This window comes from Streptomyces sichuanensis, from assembly GCF_020328095.1.
GTDB lineage: Bacteria > Actinomycetota > Actinomycetes > Streptomycetales > Streptomycetaceae > Streptomyces > Streptomyces cinnamoneus.
Genome location: NZ_JAIXMK010000105.1, coordinates 1 through 15692 on the forward strand (window position 1 = coordinate 1; position 15692 = coordinate 15692).

At 72.8% G+C, this 15692-nt stretch carries 8 protein-coding genes and 1 pseudogene; 5 read left to right on the forward strand and 4 right to left on the reverse strand.

The features are described from left to right. Nucleotides 1–216 precede the first annotated feature (216 nt). Nucleotides 217–1404, forward strand: coding sequence for an acyl-CoA dehydrogenase family protein (locus LE181_RS24955; protein ID WP_225663740.1), 1188 nt, complete (start codon nt 217–219; stop codon nt 1402–1404). Between the two features lie 232 nt (nt 1405–1636). On the opposite strand, the gene LE181_RS24960 is transcribed toward LE181_RS24955, so the two are convergent. Continuing rightward, complete coding sequence (locus tag LE181_RS24960; protein ID WP_225663741.1) at nt 1637–3538, reverse strand: ArnT family glycosyltransferase; 1902 nt, start codon at nt 3536–3538, stop codon at nt 1637–1639. A 71-nt stretch (nt 3539–3609) separates the two neighbouring features. Beyond that, the gene (locus LE181_RS24965; protein ID WP_225663742.1) at nt 3610–4881 is read right to left on the reverse strand and encodes a bifunctional glycosyltransferase family 2/GtrA family protein; all 1272 of its coding nucleotides are present in this window, start codon (nt 4879–4881) and stop codon (nt 3610–3612) included. A 1017-nt stretch (nt 4882–5898) separates the two neighbouring features. On the opposite strand from LE181_RS24965, the gene LE181_RS24970 reads away from it, so the two are divergent. From LE181_RS24970 to LE181_RS24985, 4 genes and pseudogenes are all read left to right on the forward strand, one after another. Then, on the forward strand, nt 5899–8187 hold the full coding sequence (locus LE181_RS24970) for a serine/threonine-protein kinase (RefSeq protein WP_225663743.1): 2289 nt from the start codon (nt 5899–5901) through the stop codon (nt 8185–8187). 65 nt (nt 8188–8252) lie between these two features. Beyond that, nucleotides 8253–9359: pseudogene (locus LE181_RS24975) on the forward strand (NAD(P)H-dependent flavin oxidoreductase); the annotation flags it as partial. 62 nt (nt 9360–9421) lie between these two features. Then, nucleotides 9422–10972: an acyl-CoA synthetase gene (locus LE181_RS24980; protein ID WP_225663745.1), complete on the forward strand. Its 1551-nt coding sequence runs from the start codon at nt 9422–9424 to the stop codon at nt 10970–10972. Nucleotides 10973–11102: 130 nt separating this feature from the next. Continuing rightward, nucleotides 11103–11681, forward strand: a complete 579-nt coding sequence (locus LE181_RS24985; protein WP_225663746.1) for a hypothetical protein — start codon at nt 11103–11105, stop codon at nt 11679–11681. An 84-nt stretch (nt 11682–11765) separates the two neighbouring features. Here LE181_RS24985 and LE181_RS24990 read toward each other — a convergent pair whose 3' ends face one another. Together LE181_RS24990 and paaK are read right to left on the reverse strand one after the other, a co-directional pair. Beyond that, nucleotides 11766–14198 carry a penicillin acylase family protein gene (locus tag LE181_RS24990; RefSeq protein WP_225663747.1) on the reverse strand — a complete coding sequence of 811 codons (2433 nt, stop codon included), beginning with the start codon at nt 14196–14198 and terminating at the stop codon, nt 11766–11768. 66 nt (nt 14199–14264) lie between these two features. Then, nucleotides 14265–15536, reverse strand: a complete 1272-nt coding sequence (gene paaK, locus LE181_RS24995; protein WP_225663766.1) for a phenylacetate--CoA ligase PaaK — start codon at nt 15534–15536, stop codon at nt 14265–14267. Between the last annotated feature and the right edge of the window lie 156 nt (nt 15537–15692).

Here is a 15692-nt window from a genome sequence, read left to right on the forward strand (position 1 = left end):
GCGGGCGGCACCGCCGGCACGCGGGGCGCTGAGGCCGCGGCACGGCCTTCCGCGCAGCAGCGCACGACCAGGGCGGACCCCCTTCCGGGGGTCCGCCCTTCGCGTCGCCCGGGCACGCGCCCGCCCACGGCCGCGCGTGCCTTCCGTATTGCCGCACCGCGCTCTACCGTGTCCGCCCGCACCCACAGGGACCGCCGGCGACCACATGGAGGGGCCGTGGATCTCCAGTACACCCCGCAGCAGCAGCGGTTACGGGCCGAACTGCGCGCCTACTTCGCGGATCTGGTGCCCGACGAGGCGTCCGCGCGCCACGCCGACGCGGCCGAGCGGAAGCGGTTCTACCGGCGGACCGTCCGCCGCCTGGGCGCGGACGGCCGCCTCGGCGTGGGCTGGCCGAAGGAGTACGGGGGCAGTGGGATGACCCCCGTCGAGCAGTTCATCTTCTTCGACGAGGCCGCCCAGGCCGGAGTGCCGCTGCCGCTCATGGCGCTCAACACGGTCGGCCCCACCCTCATGCGGTTCGGCACCGACGAGCAGAAGGCGGCCTTCCTCCCGGGCATCCTCTCCGGCGAGCTGGACTTCGCCATCGGCTACAGCGAGCCCGGCGCCGGCACCGACCTCGCCTCCCTCACCACCCGGGCGGTGCGCGACGGCGACGCGTACGTGGTCAACGGGCAGAAGATCTGGACCACCAACGGCGACACCGCCGACTGGGTCTGGCTCGCCGTCCGCACCGCCCCCGTGACGGAAGGCGTTCCGCCGCACAAGGGCATCAGCATCCTCCTCGTCCCGACCAGCGACCCCGGCTACTCCTGCACCCTGATCAACACGCTGGCCTCGCACGACACCACCGCCAGCCACTACGAGAACGTCCGCGTCCCCCTCTCCCGCCGGGTCGGCGGGGAGAACCAGGGCTGGCGCCTGATCACCACTCAGCTCAACCACGAGCGCGTCACCCTCGCCGCCCACGGCGCCACCGCCATCCGGGCCCTGCGCGACGTCCGCGACTGGGCCGCCGCCACCAAGCTCGCCGACGGCCGCCGCGTCGCCGACCTCGGCTGGGTGCGCGGCCTCCTCGCCCGCACCCACGTGCAGCTGGACGCGATGCGGCTGCTGAACTGGCGGATGGTCGACGCCCTCCAGCGCGGCGCCCTGACCCCGCAGGACGCCTCGGCGGTCAAGGTCTACGGCTCCGAGGCGCGCCGGGCGGCCTACGCCTGGCTGATGGAGGTCCTGGGCGCGGCCGGCCCTCTCAAGGAGGGTTCCGCGGGCGCGGTCCTCCGCGGCGAGCTGGAGCGCGGCTACCGCAGCGCCGTCATCTTCACCTTCGGCGGCGGCAACAACGAGATCCAGCGGGAGATCATCTCCTGGATCGGCCTGGGCATGCCCAGGGTACGCCGCTGAACGGTGGTGACTTCGGCTTCAGTCGTCGGATTGCTCCGGCCTCGAGTCCCCTCCCGGCAGCACACGTCACCCCGGGCGGCCGGAAGGGTCGCGCGAGTGCGGCCGACGCTGTCGGCCGCACCGTGAATGTCGGGCGGCAGGGAAGAGGATGTCTCGCCCCGGCGGTCGCATTCCGCAGGGCGGCACGCGCCTCAAGGGCTCGGGGGACGGCGACCGCCCCCCGGAACCCCGGTCACCTGGGAGCGCAGTCGTACAGCACGACGTCGTCCCACAGCCCCATCGCAGGGCCGCCGGTCCCCTTCGACGAGGCGCCGGGCTGAACACCGTAAGCCGCTGGAGGAACCTTGGCACAATTCCGGCTGATCCACTCGGTGCGTTCGGTGAACGTACGGGGACCCGGCGCGCCCTTGTCCGCGCCCACGGTGTAGCGCAGTTCGCCCCGCTTGATCCACTTTTCCAGTTGTGCAATGGACGGCGCGTTGTCGTCACCGGTGAAACCGCCCATCCCGATGACCGTTTTATCGCTGCCCAAGATGTACGGGGTGGTGAGCATGGCCCCGCGTTCGACGGCCAGGGTGATCCGTGCGGTGCCCGCCTGCTCGGATACATAGTCAAGGATCTTGCGCTGAGTGCTGGTGAGTTCCGTAAGGCTGTAGGGGACGGGCTGCATCGCCGGCGGCCCTGCCATCGGGTTGAGCCCGCCCAGCGCCTGCTCCGACCCGGGAACGCTCACCGACCATGCCGCGGGCGCCAGGAGGACCGCCCCCACGGTGCACGCGAGTGCGGCCGGCAGTGCCCGGCCCCGCAGCCGGAAGACGAGGAGCAGGGCGACGGCGACGCAGCCGGCGGCGAGCACCGGCCACACGAGCCAGCCGTGCCAGTCCGGCGAGCGGCGGATGATCACCGCGGCCCAGGCGGTCGTCACGGCGACAGCGGCCGGGGCGACCACGGCCACCCAGCGCGCCCCCGCCCGATGGGCGCGAGCGAGCGCGGACGCCAGCCCCCCGCACAGCGCGGCGATCGCCGGGGCGAGCTCAGTGGTGTAGTAGGGGTGAAAGACGCCCTTCTGAGTCGAGAACAGTGCCCCGCACACGACGAGCCACATTCCCCAGAGCACCCACCCGTAGCCGGGCAGCACCGCATCGGCTCTCAGGCCGCCGCGGCGGCGCAGCACCGCCCCGGCCACCGCCACGGCCAGCGCGACGGCACAGGTGGGAAGCAGCCAGCTGATCTGCCCGGCGACCTGCTGGTTGAAGAGACGCGTGACACCGGCCGTGCCGCCGAATGACGCGCCGGCCCCCTGCATGCCGGCTCCCTTGGAGTCGAAGATCCGGCCGAGCCCGTTGTAGCCGATCACCAGATCCCAGGCCGAGCCGTCCTTGCTGCCACCCATGTACGGACGATCGCCGGGCCACAGCGAGAACATCGCGATCCACCACAGTGACGAGACGGCCAGAACCGCGCCCGCCGCCAGCAGCCGCCACAGGCGGGAGGCCCAGGTGCCTGCAGCGCCGATGAGCCAGGCGGCTGCGAAGGCGGGGACCACCATCCAGGCAGCCAGCATCTTGGTCAGGAAGCCGCAGCCGATCAGGAAACCGCTCGCGCACAGCCACAGCGTCGCCGCCCGCCCCTCCGCGGATGCCGCGCTCGCCTGCAGGGCCCGGGTGAGCGCGTAGGCGGCCGAGACCAGCAGGAGGACCAGCAGGGTGTCAGGGTTGTTGTCGCGGTTGATGGCCACGGTGATCGGGGTGAGCGTGAGCACCAGGGCGGCGAGCAGTCCCGCGCCCTCACCAGCCCAGCGCCGGACGGTGCGGTGCAGTACCAGCACCGCGGCCACACCTTCGAGCAGTTGCGGCAGGACCAGGGCCCACCCGTGCAGCCCGAAGATCTTGGAGCTGACGACCTGGGGCCACAGCGCGGCAGGCGGTTTGTCGACGGTGATCACACCGGCCGGGTCGTAGGAGCCCAGCAGGAAATTGGCCCAGCTGCCGCCCATCGACTTCGCCGTGGTCGAGTAGTAGAAGTTGCTCCAGCCCAGGGATCCCAGAGCCCACCCGTACAGCAGGGCGGCAAGGACGAGGATGCCACCGAGAGCCGCGGGCGCCGACCAGGCGGGCAGGGAACGAGCACGCATCGGCGCGGACCGGTCTTCCACGGAGGTGGGGGGGAGAGTGGGAGCGGAGTTGCTCATGACGGGATCCGCCTTCATCGGGTGGTGTGTCGTCGGGTGCTGCGGAAGACGGCGAGCCGTAGCGCTGTGAACCGGACGACGGTCACCACGGCGGACGATACGGCCAGCACCGCGGTCTCCGCGGCCGCCGAGGCGCCGGGATTGACGTGCTTGAAGCCCATCACGGAGGCCGTGGTGATCAGGTAGCCGAGCAGGAAGAGGCTGCCGGCGCCGAGATGAGCACGAGCGGGAGTGGTGGCGGAATGACGGAAGGTCAGCCGCCGGTTGGCTTCCGTGTTCAACAAGGTGAGTACGAACAGGGAGACCAGGTTCGCGAGTGCGGGCGACCACCAGGAGCGCAGAAGCCAGTACAACAGTGCCTGGCCGGCGGTCGAGAGGACGCCGATCGCGATGAAGCAGCCCAGCTCCCACGAGAGCGTGGAGCGGGAGGAGGCGGGGGCGAGGACCGCATCGGGGTGTTCGGCGGCCGGTTCGGGCCGCCGGGGCAGCTCCACCGTGGCGGCGCCCGACGCCCTCAGCCGGGCCATGCGCCACAGCCCCCGCAGGTCGTCGGTCGCGGTGCTCACCACGTCGACCCTGGTGTCCACGTCCTCCACCCAGTCGACCGGTACCTCGTGGATGCGCAGCCTGTTGTGCTCGGCCAGGAGCAGTAGTTCCGTGTCGAAGAACCACGCGTCGTCGCGCGTCGCCCGAAGGAGGGGCCGCAGCACCTCTGTGCGGCCGGCCTTGAATCCGCACTGTGCGTCGCTGAACCGGGCACCGTGCGACAGCCGGATCAGTCTGTTGTAGCAGCGGGAGATGAACTCGCGACGCGGGCCGCGCACGGTGCGGGCGCCCGGCGCCAGCCGGCTGCCGATGGCCAGGTCGGAGTGGCCGCTGGCCAGGGGGGCGATCAGAGGCAGCAGCCCGTCAAGGCCGGTGGACAGGTCCACATCCATGTAGGCGACGATGTCCGCGTCACTCGCGCTCCACACGGTCCGCAGCGCGAGCCCGCGGCCCTTGCGGTCCAGGTGCACGGCCCGGACGCCGGGCAGCTCACGGGCGAGACGGTGTGCTGTTTCCAGTGTCCGGTCGGTGCTGGCGTTGTCGGCGACCGTGATGCGCCACGGGAAGGGGAACTCGTTCGTCAGCCGCGAGTGCAGGGTGCGTAAGCAGCCGGGCAGGGCCCGTTCCTCGTTGTACACGGGCACAACGATTTCTACGGTGGCTGTCTCCGAGCCGATGGAATCGGACCTGGCTGGTGCTTGAAAGGCGTCCGTCGCCGTGCTCTGAGGGATGGTCGTCATTTCTTTCCTCGGTAAAGGGGGAGGGAGGGCGGGAATCCAGTCTGTGCCGCATTCCGCTTGTCCTCGGAGCCCCTTCGGTGAGGTCGTCAGCTTCCTGCCAAATCGCGATCTCGGTCGCTGATACGTGTGCTGAGCAGTTATGGGTACGACGATCAATTCGCGCTATCTACCGCATGGTTGGGCTCAGGGTCGCGGCGGCGGGCGCGCAGACCTGGGCCGGACGGCTGACCCCTCTGGTCGTACGAGCGGTACGGCCGCCTCCGCCGTACGGGGGAGCCGGGTAATGCGAGCGGAGGATGTCTTCGGCCCGCACCGTGCCGGATCATGGCGAAGAAGCTCTCCCCCGCCTTGGCCTGCATGGAAAGAAGCATGACGACCCTGACCGCAGCCCCGCGCCAGCGCCTTCCGCCCCGGTGCGTGTCACGCCGAGCGGAGTGGGTGGTGCGCCCCGTACCGATGCACGACCCGCCGTCGGGATGCCGGCTGGTCGGCTAGCTTCCGGGCGCGGTATCCGTTGACCGGACCGTGGGTGTGACGTTGCGCAAGAATTGACTCGCCCCGCGGTCCGGTGAGGTCTGCCAAATGCGTTGCATTGTTTCACCCATGACCACCTCTGGCGTGGGATGTGCGGGTCTCGTCGGATTCCGCTGGGTAGTGAATTTACTTGGCTGCTTACGTTTTTCTTTCCGGGTCCGAAGTCACTGTCGGCGCTGCGTTGTCCATCTCCTCCTTGCGTGCACAGCCCCCTGAATTCATGGCGCGGCCGGCCGGTCCCGCCGAGGCGGGGCACCTCGGACGGAACGGGGCGCGCCTGGACGCCGGTCTCTGCGTTGCGCCGGGACTCCGGTGACGCCCCGCCACATCGCGGCGTCACACCCCTCCACGTCATCCTTCCGGGCCCGGCCGCCGCAGGTTCGGGTCGGGCGGCCGTCCGTCGGGCTACAAGCCGCACTGAGGGGCCGCCATACTTGAGGGGCCGGGGGAGGCGGAGCCAAACGACGGGGGCGGCGGCACAGCATGGCGGACACCAGGCTGATCCAGGGCCGGTACCAGCTGCTCGACCTGATCGGGCGGGGCGGGATGGGCGAGGTGTGGCGGGCCCGCGACGAATCGCTGGGCCGCCAGGTGGCTGTCAAGTGCCTCAAACCCATGGGACGTCAGCACGAACCGTCCTACCTTCGGGTGCTGCGCGAACGGTTCCGGCGCGAGGCCCGCGTCGCCGCCTCCCTGCAGCACCGCGGCATCACGGTCGTGCACGACTTCGGCGAGTCCGAGGGCGTGCTCTACCTCGTCATGGAGCTCCTCGACGGCCGCAACCTCAGCCAGCTGCTGGAGGACAACAAACAGCACCCGCTGCCCGTGCCCGAGGTCATCGAGATCGCCGAGCAGGTCGGCGCCGCCCTGGCCTACACCCACCGACAGGGCATCGTGCACCGCGACCTCAAGCCCGCCAACATCGTCCGCGTCGCCGACGGCACCGTGAAGATATGCGACTTCGGCATCGCGCGCCTGGCCCACGACATCGGCTTCTCCACCCGGCTCACCGGCACCGGCATCGCCATGGGCACCCCGCACTACATGTCGCCCGAACAGATCGGCGCCGGGAACGTCGACCACCGCAGCGACCTGTACTCGCTGGGCTGCGTGCTGTACGAGCTCGCCACCGGCGCGCCGCCCTTCGACATGGACGACGCGTGGGCCGTGCTCGTCGGCCACCGCGACACCCCGCCGCGGCCGCCGCGCGAGACGCGGCCGGAGCTGCCCGTGCCCTTCGAGGACATCGTCCTCGACCTGCTGGCCAAGGAGCCCGACGACCGGCCGGAGGACGCCGCCGAGCTGGTCCGGCGCATCGCCGCCATGCCCCCGTACCGGGCGGGCGCGCCCCCGCGCCGCACCCTGCCCGAGGAGCGCCCCCGGCCCGTACGGGCCTCGGCCCGGCTGCCTGAGCCGCCCCGGCTGCCGGGCTGGGCGCGGAACATGACCACCGGTTCCAAGGCTGCCGGCACCGGTTCGCTGCAGCCCCCTCCCGACCCCTCCGCCGCGCTGACCGGCTCCTGGACCGGCCCCTGGGACGAAGGGGCCGAGGGCCCGGCCGGCATCCCGGCGCGCGGGACCGCACCCGCCCCGGCGGCGACCGAACGGCCGCCCCCGGGGCTGGTCGCCGACCTCGCCGGACGGCACAGCGAGGGACTGCGGCTCGCCCGCCTGGACCGGTGGGCCGAGGCGGGCGAGGTGCAACAGGCCGTCGCGGCCGAGCGCGAACGCCTCCTCGGCCCCGACCACCCCGACACGCTCGCCAGCCGCTACGAGGTCGGCTTCGCCCTCAGCCGGCTGGGGCAGCCGCGCGACGCGCTGCGCGAGTTCGCGCGGACGGCCGCGGGCCGTGAGCGGGTGCTCGGCCCCGACCACCCGGACACCCTCGCCGCCCGCCAGGAGACGGCCTACGTCCTCGGGCAGCTGGGCCGCCACTTCGAGGCCCACCAGGTGTACACCGCCGTGCTCGCCGCCCGGGAGCGCGTGATGGGCACCGACCACCCGGACACCCTGCGCTGTCGCCACAACCTGGCCTTCAACCTGAGCAGACTGGGCCGGCTGGAGGACTCGTACAGCATGGCCCGCGACGTCGCGGCCGCGCGCGCCCGCGTCCTGGGCCCCGAGCACCCGGACACCCTCGTCACCCGCTACGAGGTCGGCTACGCGCTCGGCCAGCTCGGCCGCTGGACGGAGGCGCTGCGCACGTATCAGGAAGTGGCCACCGCCCGGGCCCGGGTGCTCGGCCCCGACGAGGCCGACACGCTCGCCGCCCGCTACGAGGCGGGCATCTGCCTGGGCCGGCTGGGCCGCAGCGCGGAGGCCCTGGAGCTCTACCGCGAACTGGTCGAGGACCGCACCCGGGCCCAGGGCGCGGCCCACCCCGACACCTTGCGCGCCCGGCACGGCCTGGGCGTCAACCTCGGCCGCCTGGGCCGCTGGGAGGAGGCCCTGGCCGAGGCGCGCGACGTCTGCGCGATCCGCGCCCGGGTGCTGGGCGCGGACCACCCCGACACGCTCGTCAGCCGCCGCGAGGTGGCGGTCGGGCTCGGCTGGCTCGGCCGCTGGACCGACGCCCTGGCCGTCTACCGTGACGTCGCCCAGGCCCGCCAGCGGGTGCTGGGCGCGGACCACCCCGACGCCCTGGCCAGCCGGCAGGACGAGGCGCACTGCCTGGAGCAGCTGGGCCGCTCCGCGGAGGCCGTCGAACTGTACCGGCAGGTCGCGGCGTTGCGCCGGACCCGTTCCCCCCGCAGCCACCCCGGACAGATCTGACACTACGTCAGAAAAATGGTGCTGCCGGGTTCCTTCCCCCGGGCCGCTGCGGCATCCTGCCGCCCATGCGGACCGAGCTGAGCAGCCGGATGGGCATCGAGCACGCCCTCTTCGGTTTCACTCCCTTCCCCACGGTGGCCGCCGCCATCAGCCGCGCCGGCGGGTTCGGCGTCCTGGGCGCGGTGCGCTACCGCGCCCCCGGCGACCTCGCGCGCGACCTCGACTGGATGGAGGCGCACACCGACGGCCGGCCGTACGGGCTGGACGTCGTCATGCCCGCGCAGAAGGCCGAGGGCGTCACCGAGGCCGACGTCGAGGCGATGATCCCGCCCGGCCACCGCCGCTTCGTCCAGGAGACCCTCGCCCGGTACGGCGTGCCCGCCCTCGCCGACGGCGATCCGTCCGGGTGGCGCATCACCGGATGGATGGAGGAGGTGGCCCGCACCCAGCTGGACGTCGCCTTCGACTACCCGGTCAAGCTCCTGGCCAACGCCCTCGGCCCGCCCCCCGCCGACGTCGTCGACCGCGCCCACCGCCACGGCACCCTCGTCGCCGCCCTCGCCGGCAGCGCCCGGCACGCCACCCGCCACGCGGACGCGGGCGTCGACATCGTCGTCGCCCAGGGCTACGAAGCCGGCGGCCACACCGGGGAGATCGCCACCATGGTGCTGACCCCCGAGGTCGTACGGGCCGTCGCCCCCCTGCCCGTCCTGGCCGCCGGCGGCATCGGCAGCGGGGAACAGATCGCCGCCGGCCTCGCCCTGGGCGCCCAGGGCGTCTGGCTCGGCTCCCTGTGGCTCACCACCGAGGAGGCCGCCCTGCCCTCCCGGGCCCTGACCGCCAAGCTCCTCGCCGCCGGATCCGGGGACACCGTCCGCTCCAGGGCCCTCACCGGCAAGCCCGCCCGCCAGCTGCGCACCGCCTGGACCGACGCCTGGGACGACCCGGCCGGCCCCGGCCCCCTGCCCATGCCGCTCCAGGGCCTGCTCGTCGCCGAAGCCCTCACCCGCATCCAGAAGTACGAGGCCCTGCCCCTGCTGGGCACACCGGTGGGCCAGATCGTGGGACGGATGGAGACGGTACGGAGCGTGCAGGCGGTGGTCGACGACCTGACGAGGGGCTTCGAACGGGCGGTGGAGCGGTTGAGGGCCATCGTTCCGCAGGACGGAAAGGGCGGGCACAACGCCCCCCACCGAGCCGCAGCCTGCGACGCGCCCCAGGAGGACACCCCGTCATGACGGAAAAGACCAACGGCTTCTGGGCCCAGGCTGCCGAGAACCCCGGCCGCATCGTCCTGATCACCCCGCAGGGCGACGGCTGGACCGCAGGCCGCCTGCACGCCGAAGCCAACCGCCTCGTCCACGCCCTCCGCACCGCCGGCCTCCGCGAGGGCGACGCCTTCGCCACCGTCCTGCCCAACGGCGCCGAGTTCCTCACGGCCCATCTCGCCGCCACCCAGGCGGGCTTCTACCTGGTGCCCGTCAACCACCACCTCCTCGCGGCGGAGATCGCCTGGATCGTCGCCGACTCCGGCGCCAAGGTGCTCATCGCGCACGAGCGCTGGGGCGCGGCCGCCGCAGCCGCCGCCGACGAGGCGGGCCTGCCCGCCGCCCGGCGGTACGCCGTCGGCGACATCCCCGGCTTCCGCCCGTACGCCGCGCTCCTCGACGGGCAGCCCGGCACCCCGCCGCCGGACCGCACCCTCGGCTGGGTCATGAACTACACCTCCGGCACCACCGGGCGCCCCCGCGGCGTCCGCCGCCCCCTGACCGGCCGCCCGCCCGAGGAGAGCCATCTCGGCGGCTTCCTCGGCATCTTCGGCATCCGGCCGTCCGGCGGCAACGTCCACCTGGTCTGCTCGCCGCTCTACCACACGGCCGTGCTGCAGTTCGCCGCCGCGTCCCTGCACATCGGGCACCGGCTGGTGGTGATGGACAAGTGGACGCCCCAGGAGATGCTGCGCCTGATCGACACCCACCGGTGCACGCACACCCACATGGTGCCCACCCAGTTCCAGCGCCTGCTCGCCCTGCCGCACGACGTGCGCGAGCGCTACGACGTCTCCTCCATGCAGCACGCCCTGCACGGCGCCGCCCCCTGCCCGGAGCACGTGAAACGAGCCATGATCGACTGGTGGGGCACCTGCGTCGAGGAGTACTACGCGGCCAGCGAGGGCGGCGGCGCCTTCGCCACCGCCGAGGAGTGGCTGCGCAGGCCGGGCACGGTCGGCCGGGCCTGGCCCATCAGCGAACTCGCCGTGCTCGACGACGAGGGCAAGGCCCTGCCCGCCGGTGAGGTCGGCACCGTCTACCTGCGGATGACCACCGGCCGCTTCACCTACCACAAGGACGCCGCCAAGACCGAGCGCAGCCGGGTCGGCGACTTCTTCACCGTCGGAGACCTGGGCCGCCTCGACGAGGACGGCTACCTCTTCCTCCACGACCGCAAGATCGATCTGATCATCTCGGGCGGCGTCAACATCTACCCCGCCGAGGTCGAGGCCGCGCTCCTGGCCCACCCGGCCGTCGCCGACGCCGCCGTCTTCGGCGTCCCGCACGACGACTGGGGCGAGGAGGTCAAGGCCGTCGTGGAGCCCGCCGAGGGGCACCGGCCGGACGAGGCCCTGGCCACCGCCCTCCTGGAGCACTGTGCGGGCCTGCTGGCCGGCTACAAGCGCCCCAGGTCGGTGGAGTTCATCGCGGACATGCCCCGCGACCCCAACGGCAAGCTCTACAAACGCCGGCTGCGCGAGCCGTACTGGCGGGGCCGTGAGCGCGCGAGGTGACTCTTTCCCGCCGGTGCGGAGCCCGCCGCTCCACGGCGGTTCCCGGCCGATGCCGGGCACGGGGGTATTGCGCCCTCCCGGGGCTCGCTAGACAGGACGGCGGTCCGACCGACAACAGGAGGAGACCGCTGTGAACGGCTTCGTCACCAAGAGCAGCAAGGCACTGCTGGCCCTGTCCGCCGCGGCCGTACTGGGCCTCACGGGCACCGCCACCGCAGAGGCACGGACGACCGGAGACACCGCCCGGTCCGGCGCCACCGGCACCGCGGCCGACGCGGTGAAGGCCGAAGTCGCCAAGCGCGGCGTCGCGGCCGGCAGAATCGTCTGTTACCGCGTCCACGTGGCCGAGCTCGGCTGGCTGCCGGCCGTCTGCGACGGCAGCGTCGCCGGCACCACGGGCCAGTCGCGCCGCATGGAGGCCATCGAGGTCGCCGTGGGCAACGTCGGCGGGGTGTGCCTCAACGCCCACCTCGCCGACATCGGCTGGCAGGGCACGCGCTGCGGCGGCGACTTCCAGAACGTCGTCGCGGGCACCACCGGCCAGTCCCGGCGGATGGAGGCCCTCCACATCAGTGTGGCCTCCGGCTCCGTCTCGGCCCGGGCCCATCTGGAGGGCATCGGCTGGCAGCACGCCGTCCGCGGCAACCCCGTCACCGTCGGCACCACGGGCCAGTCCCGCCGCATGGAAGCGATCCAGATAGACGTCTGACCCGGCTGAGGGCCACCGGGCGGCACGACCAGGGGTGCACCGCGCGAGCCGCGCGGTGCACCCCGTCGACCGGGCGGGCGGGGCTCAGCGCTCGCTGACCCGTATCACCCTCAGCTGCGGCGAGGACAGGATGTCCTTCTCGCAGAACCGGCCCTGCACCATGCGCCCGGCCGAGAACAGCTCGGTCTGGTCGCTGAAATGCGGCGAGCCGGGGTCGGCCGACTGGCTGTACGTCAGGAGCGTACGGGCCACGGGGCATCCCTTGCCGTCGAAGCCGACGGCCTGGAGGTAGCTGGAGCCGTGCACCACGTCGGTGTAGCCGCCGCGGGCGGCGTCCCAGGGGGCGACGATCATGTTCCACACGCCCAGCCCGCCCCCGGGAACGGGTATGCGCTTGCCGTTGCGCACGACGAACTGGTGCTCACCCAGAGGGGCGTCGAGGGCGATGCCCGCCGCCCGCAGCTGGGCGACCGTGTCGGCCAGGGAACGGGCGAAGGCCGGGCCCCGGGTGTTGAGGGTGTTCGGTGTGGTCACGGGCTTCCGGGGATCGAAGGGGACCCGCCAGACCTCCTCCTGTCCTCCGGCGGTCAGCGTGCGCCAGAAGCGGTCGAAGAGCAGGGCGCCCCTGCTGCCGGTGTTCATGGTCCGGTCCCAGCGGGCGAGCACACCGCACGCCGCCGAGACGTCGACGGTCGCCCCCTTGCTGTCGGTGGCCGTGCCGCCCGGCAGCGCGGCACACGCCTTCGCCGCGTCGGCGGCGGCCAGGTCACCGGCGGGCACGCGGTTGCGGAACTGGTGCTTCTGCAGGTCGTCCACGGTGAGCCCGCCACGACCGGCCAGGGCGGAGACGTCCTCGACGGCGCCCCGGGTGCGCAGGGAGCGCGGCGTGGCGACGTCGCCGAAGATGCGCGGGTAGCCGGTGAGCGGCCGGTCCGCGTTGGCCAGCCAGGCGCTGTCGTTGGAGTTCTCGGCATACGGGGCGTCGACCAGCGTCGGCATGGACCTGGGGCCGAAGACGCCCGGCTGGACGGCGTCGGCGTCCTTGCCGAGGGCGCAGGCGCCGCGTGAGCCGTCCAGGATGGCCAGGCCCGCCGCGGGGAAGGTCTGCTGCCCGGCGGGGGTGGAGCAGCGGCGGGCGAGCTCGTCGGTGACGCGTGGCAGGACCTGCGCCTGGGTGTAGAGGCTGTGGCCCCCGGAGTCGGCGGCGACCGTGTTGACCCAGGGCAGCCCCTGGGCGCGGTCCAGCGCTGCCCGGGCGTCCCGCACCGAGCGCGCCTTGCTCAGCCCCAGGGAGGCGTCCAGGAAACGGAGGTTGGCGGCGTTGGGGTCGACCAGGGCGAACGCGGACGCGGCCGTCCAGGGCAGGGGGAGGTCCTTGTCCAGCCCGCTGATCACCGGGCCGAAGCGCGTCCGCCACTGGGTGCGGCTGACCTTCTCCGGCCTGCCGTCCTTGCCGCGCACGGTGACGGTGACCGTCCGGCCGGTCATCCGCTCGGCCTTGCCGTCCACCAGGTAGGTGTACGGGTCGCCGGGCTTGAGCTTCAGCTCGTACACGCTCATCGGCACGCCCGTGGAGACGGTGTGGCTCCAGGCCATGTCGCCGTTGTGGCCGATGGAGGTGACCGGGAGGCCGAGCAGCGAGGCGCCGGAGACGTTCAGCTCGCCGGGGATGGTCAGCTGCGACTGCCAGAAGCGGCGGCCGCCCGACCAGGGGTAATGCGGGTTGCCCAGGAGCAGGCCCCGCCCGTCGGCGGTGGTCGCGCCCGAGAAGGCCACCGCGTTCGACCCCATGGCGGCGTTCTCGCGGTCGAAGAACCTGCGGGCCGCGGCCGCCAGGTCCGGCTTCGCCGCGCCGGCCGACGGCCGGGCCACGGCCTTCCCGGCCGGGGGCCGGGCGCCGGTGATGCCGTCGGCGGCCTGCCCCTCGCCGCCCAGCAGCGTGATGGCGTAGCCGCGCTTGGCGACGTCGAGGGCGGTGACCGGACGGACCCAGTCCTTGCCGCGGCAGGCGGGGTCGGTGATGCGGTTCTGCCGCAGCCAGGCGTTGTAGCCCGCCGCCCAGCCGCGCGCCAGCTCCTTGGCCTGCTTGCCCGGCCCACGCGGGGCGGGCTGGTCGAGGAGCTTCTCCACCGTCCGGGCGTCGTTGATGCCGCGGAAGAACAGGTCGCTGGAGAGGTTGTCGCCCGCCGAGGACATGGCCGCGTCGACCGGACCGTCGGCGCCGAAGACCAGCGAGCGCTCGCCGCGCAGGGTGACGAAGCCGCCCGCGAGCTCGCAGACGTTGTCGGCGGCCTGCGCCCAGCCGTTGCCGAAGCCGAGGTGCGCGTAGTCCTGGCCGACGATGTGCGGTATGCCGTACTCGGTGTAGCGGATCACGGCGGAGAGGCCGCCGCCGGACGGCCGGAGCGCACCGTCCGGTGCCGGGGTGGCGGCTGCCGTGGCCGGCAGGGCGCTCACGCCGGTCAGCAGGGCGAGTCCGGTGACGGTCAGCGCTCTTAAGCGGTGACGAAGGAGCAAGGCGAACTCCCTTGTGAGGAAGGAGGATGCGGACGCCTTTCGTGACGCGGTCGGCGGCCGCAGGGTTCACTCGTGCGGGGCAGGGGCCGTCCGCTCGTCGGCGATTCGCTTGAGCTTGCCCACGGAGCGCTCCAGGGTCTCCGGGTCGACGATCTCGACCCCGACCGACACCCCGATGCCGTCCTTGACCCGCCGGGCTATCTCCCCGGCGGCCGCCGTGCGCTGCTCCGGCGTCGCGGCCGGGCGGGCCTCGGCCCGTACGGTCAGGTGGTCCATCCGCCCCTCGCGGGTCAGGCGCAACTGGAAGTGGGGCGAGACCCCGGGGACGGTCAGCACGATCTCCTCGATCTGCGCGGGGAAGAGGTTCACCCCGCGCAGGATGATCATGTCGTCGCAGCGGCCGGTGATCTTCTCCATGCGCCGGAAGGCGCGGGCAGTGCCGGGCAGCAGCCGGGTCAGGTCGCGGGTGCGGTAGCGGACGACGGGCATGGCCTCCTTGGTGAGCGAGGTGAACACCAGCTCGCCGTGCGCACCGTCGGGCAGGACCTCTCCCGTCAACGGGTCCACGATCTCCGGGTAGAAGTGGTCCTCCCAGACGTGCAGTCCGCCCTTCGCGTCCACGCACTCCTGCGCGACGCCGGGCCCGATGACCTCGGAAAGGCCGTATATGTCCACGGCGTCGATCGCGAAGCGCTCCTCGATCTCCCGGCGCATCTCCTCCGTCCAGGGCTCGGCACCGAAGACGCCCGCACGCAGGGACGTGGCACGGGGGTCGAGCCCCTGGCGCTCGAACTCGTCGAGCAGGGTGAGCATGTACGTCGGCGTGACCATGATGATGTCGGGGCGCAGGTCCGTGATGAGACGGACCTGACGGGCGGTCATGCCGCCGGAGGCCGGGATCACCGTGCAGCCGAGCCGCTCGGCGCCGTAGTGCGCGCCCAGCCCGCCGGTGAACAGGCCGTAGCCGTAGGCGACGTGCACCCGGTCGCCGGGGCGGGCGCCGGCCGCGCGGAGGGAGCGGGCGACGACCTCGGCCCACACGTCCAGGTCGCCCTGGGTGTACCCGACGACGGTCGGTGTGCCGGTGGTGCCGCTGGAGGCGTGCAGGCGCCGCACCCGCGAGGGATGGACGGCGAACATGCCGTACGGGTACTGCGCGCGCAGGCCGTCCTTGGTGGTGAACGGGAAGCGGGCGAGGTCGCCGAGCGTGCGGCAGTCCTCGGGCCGCAGCCCGGCGGCGTCGAAGGACCGCCGGTGGAAGGGGACGTTGTCGTAGGCGTGCCGCAACGTCGCTCTCAGCCGCTGCAGTTGCAGCTCCTCCAGCTCCGCGCGGGGCATCCGCTCCGCCGCGTCCAGGCCGACCTCCAGGCCGTCCTCCAAGCCGTCCCCCAGACCGCCCCGCAGGCCATCGTGGTGATGGTCCGTCATCGTCCGTCGCCCCCGCTCCGTCACCCGACCGATCGTTCGGTAGATTCGCCGGGATCAAGTATTTTC

What these genes read in the sequence shown, in the direction of transcription:
- LE181_RS24965 (WP_225663742.1), bottom strand. Translation starts at nt 4,881, where the DNA reads ATGACGACCATCCCTCAGAGCACGGCGACGGACGCCTTTCAAGCACCA.
- LE181_RS24960 (WP_225663741.1), bottom strand. Translation starts at nt 3,538, where the DNA reads ATGCGTGCTCGTTCCCTGCCCGCCTGGTCGGCGCCCGCGGCTCTCGGT.
- LE181_RS24980 (WP_225663745.1), top strand. Translation starts at nt 9,422, where the DNA reads ATGACGGAAAAGACCAACGGCTTCTGGGCCCAGGCTGCCGAGAACCCC.
- LE181_RS24970 (WP_225663743.1), top strand. Translation starts at nt 5,899, where the DNA reads ATGGCGGACACCAGGCTGATCCAGGGCCGGTACCAGCTGCTCGACCTG.
- paaK (WP_225663766.1), bottom strand. Translation starts at nt 15,536, where the DNA reads ATGCCCCGCGCGGAGCTGGAGGAGCTGCAACTGCAGCGGCTGAGAGCG.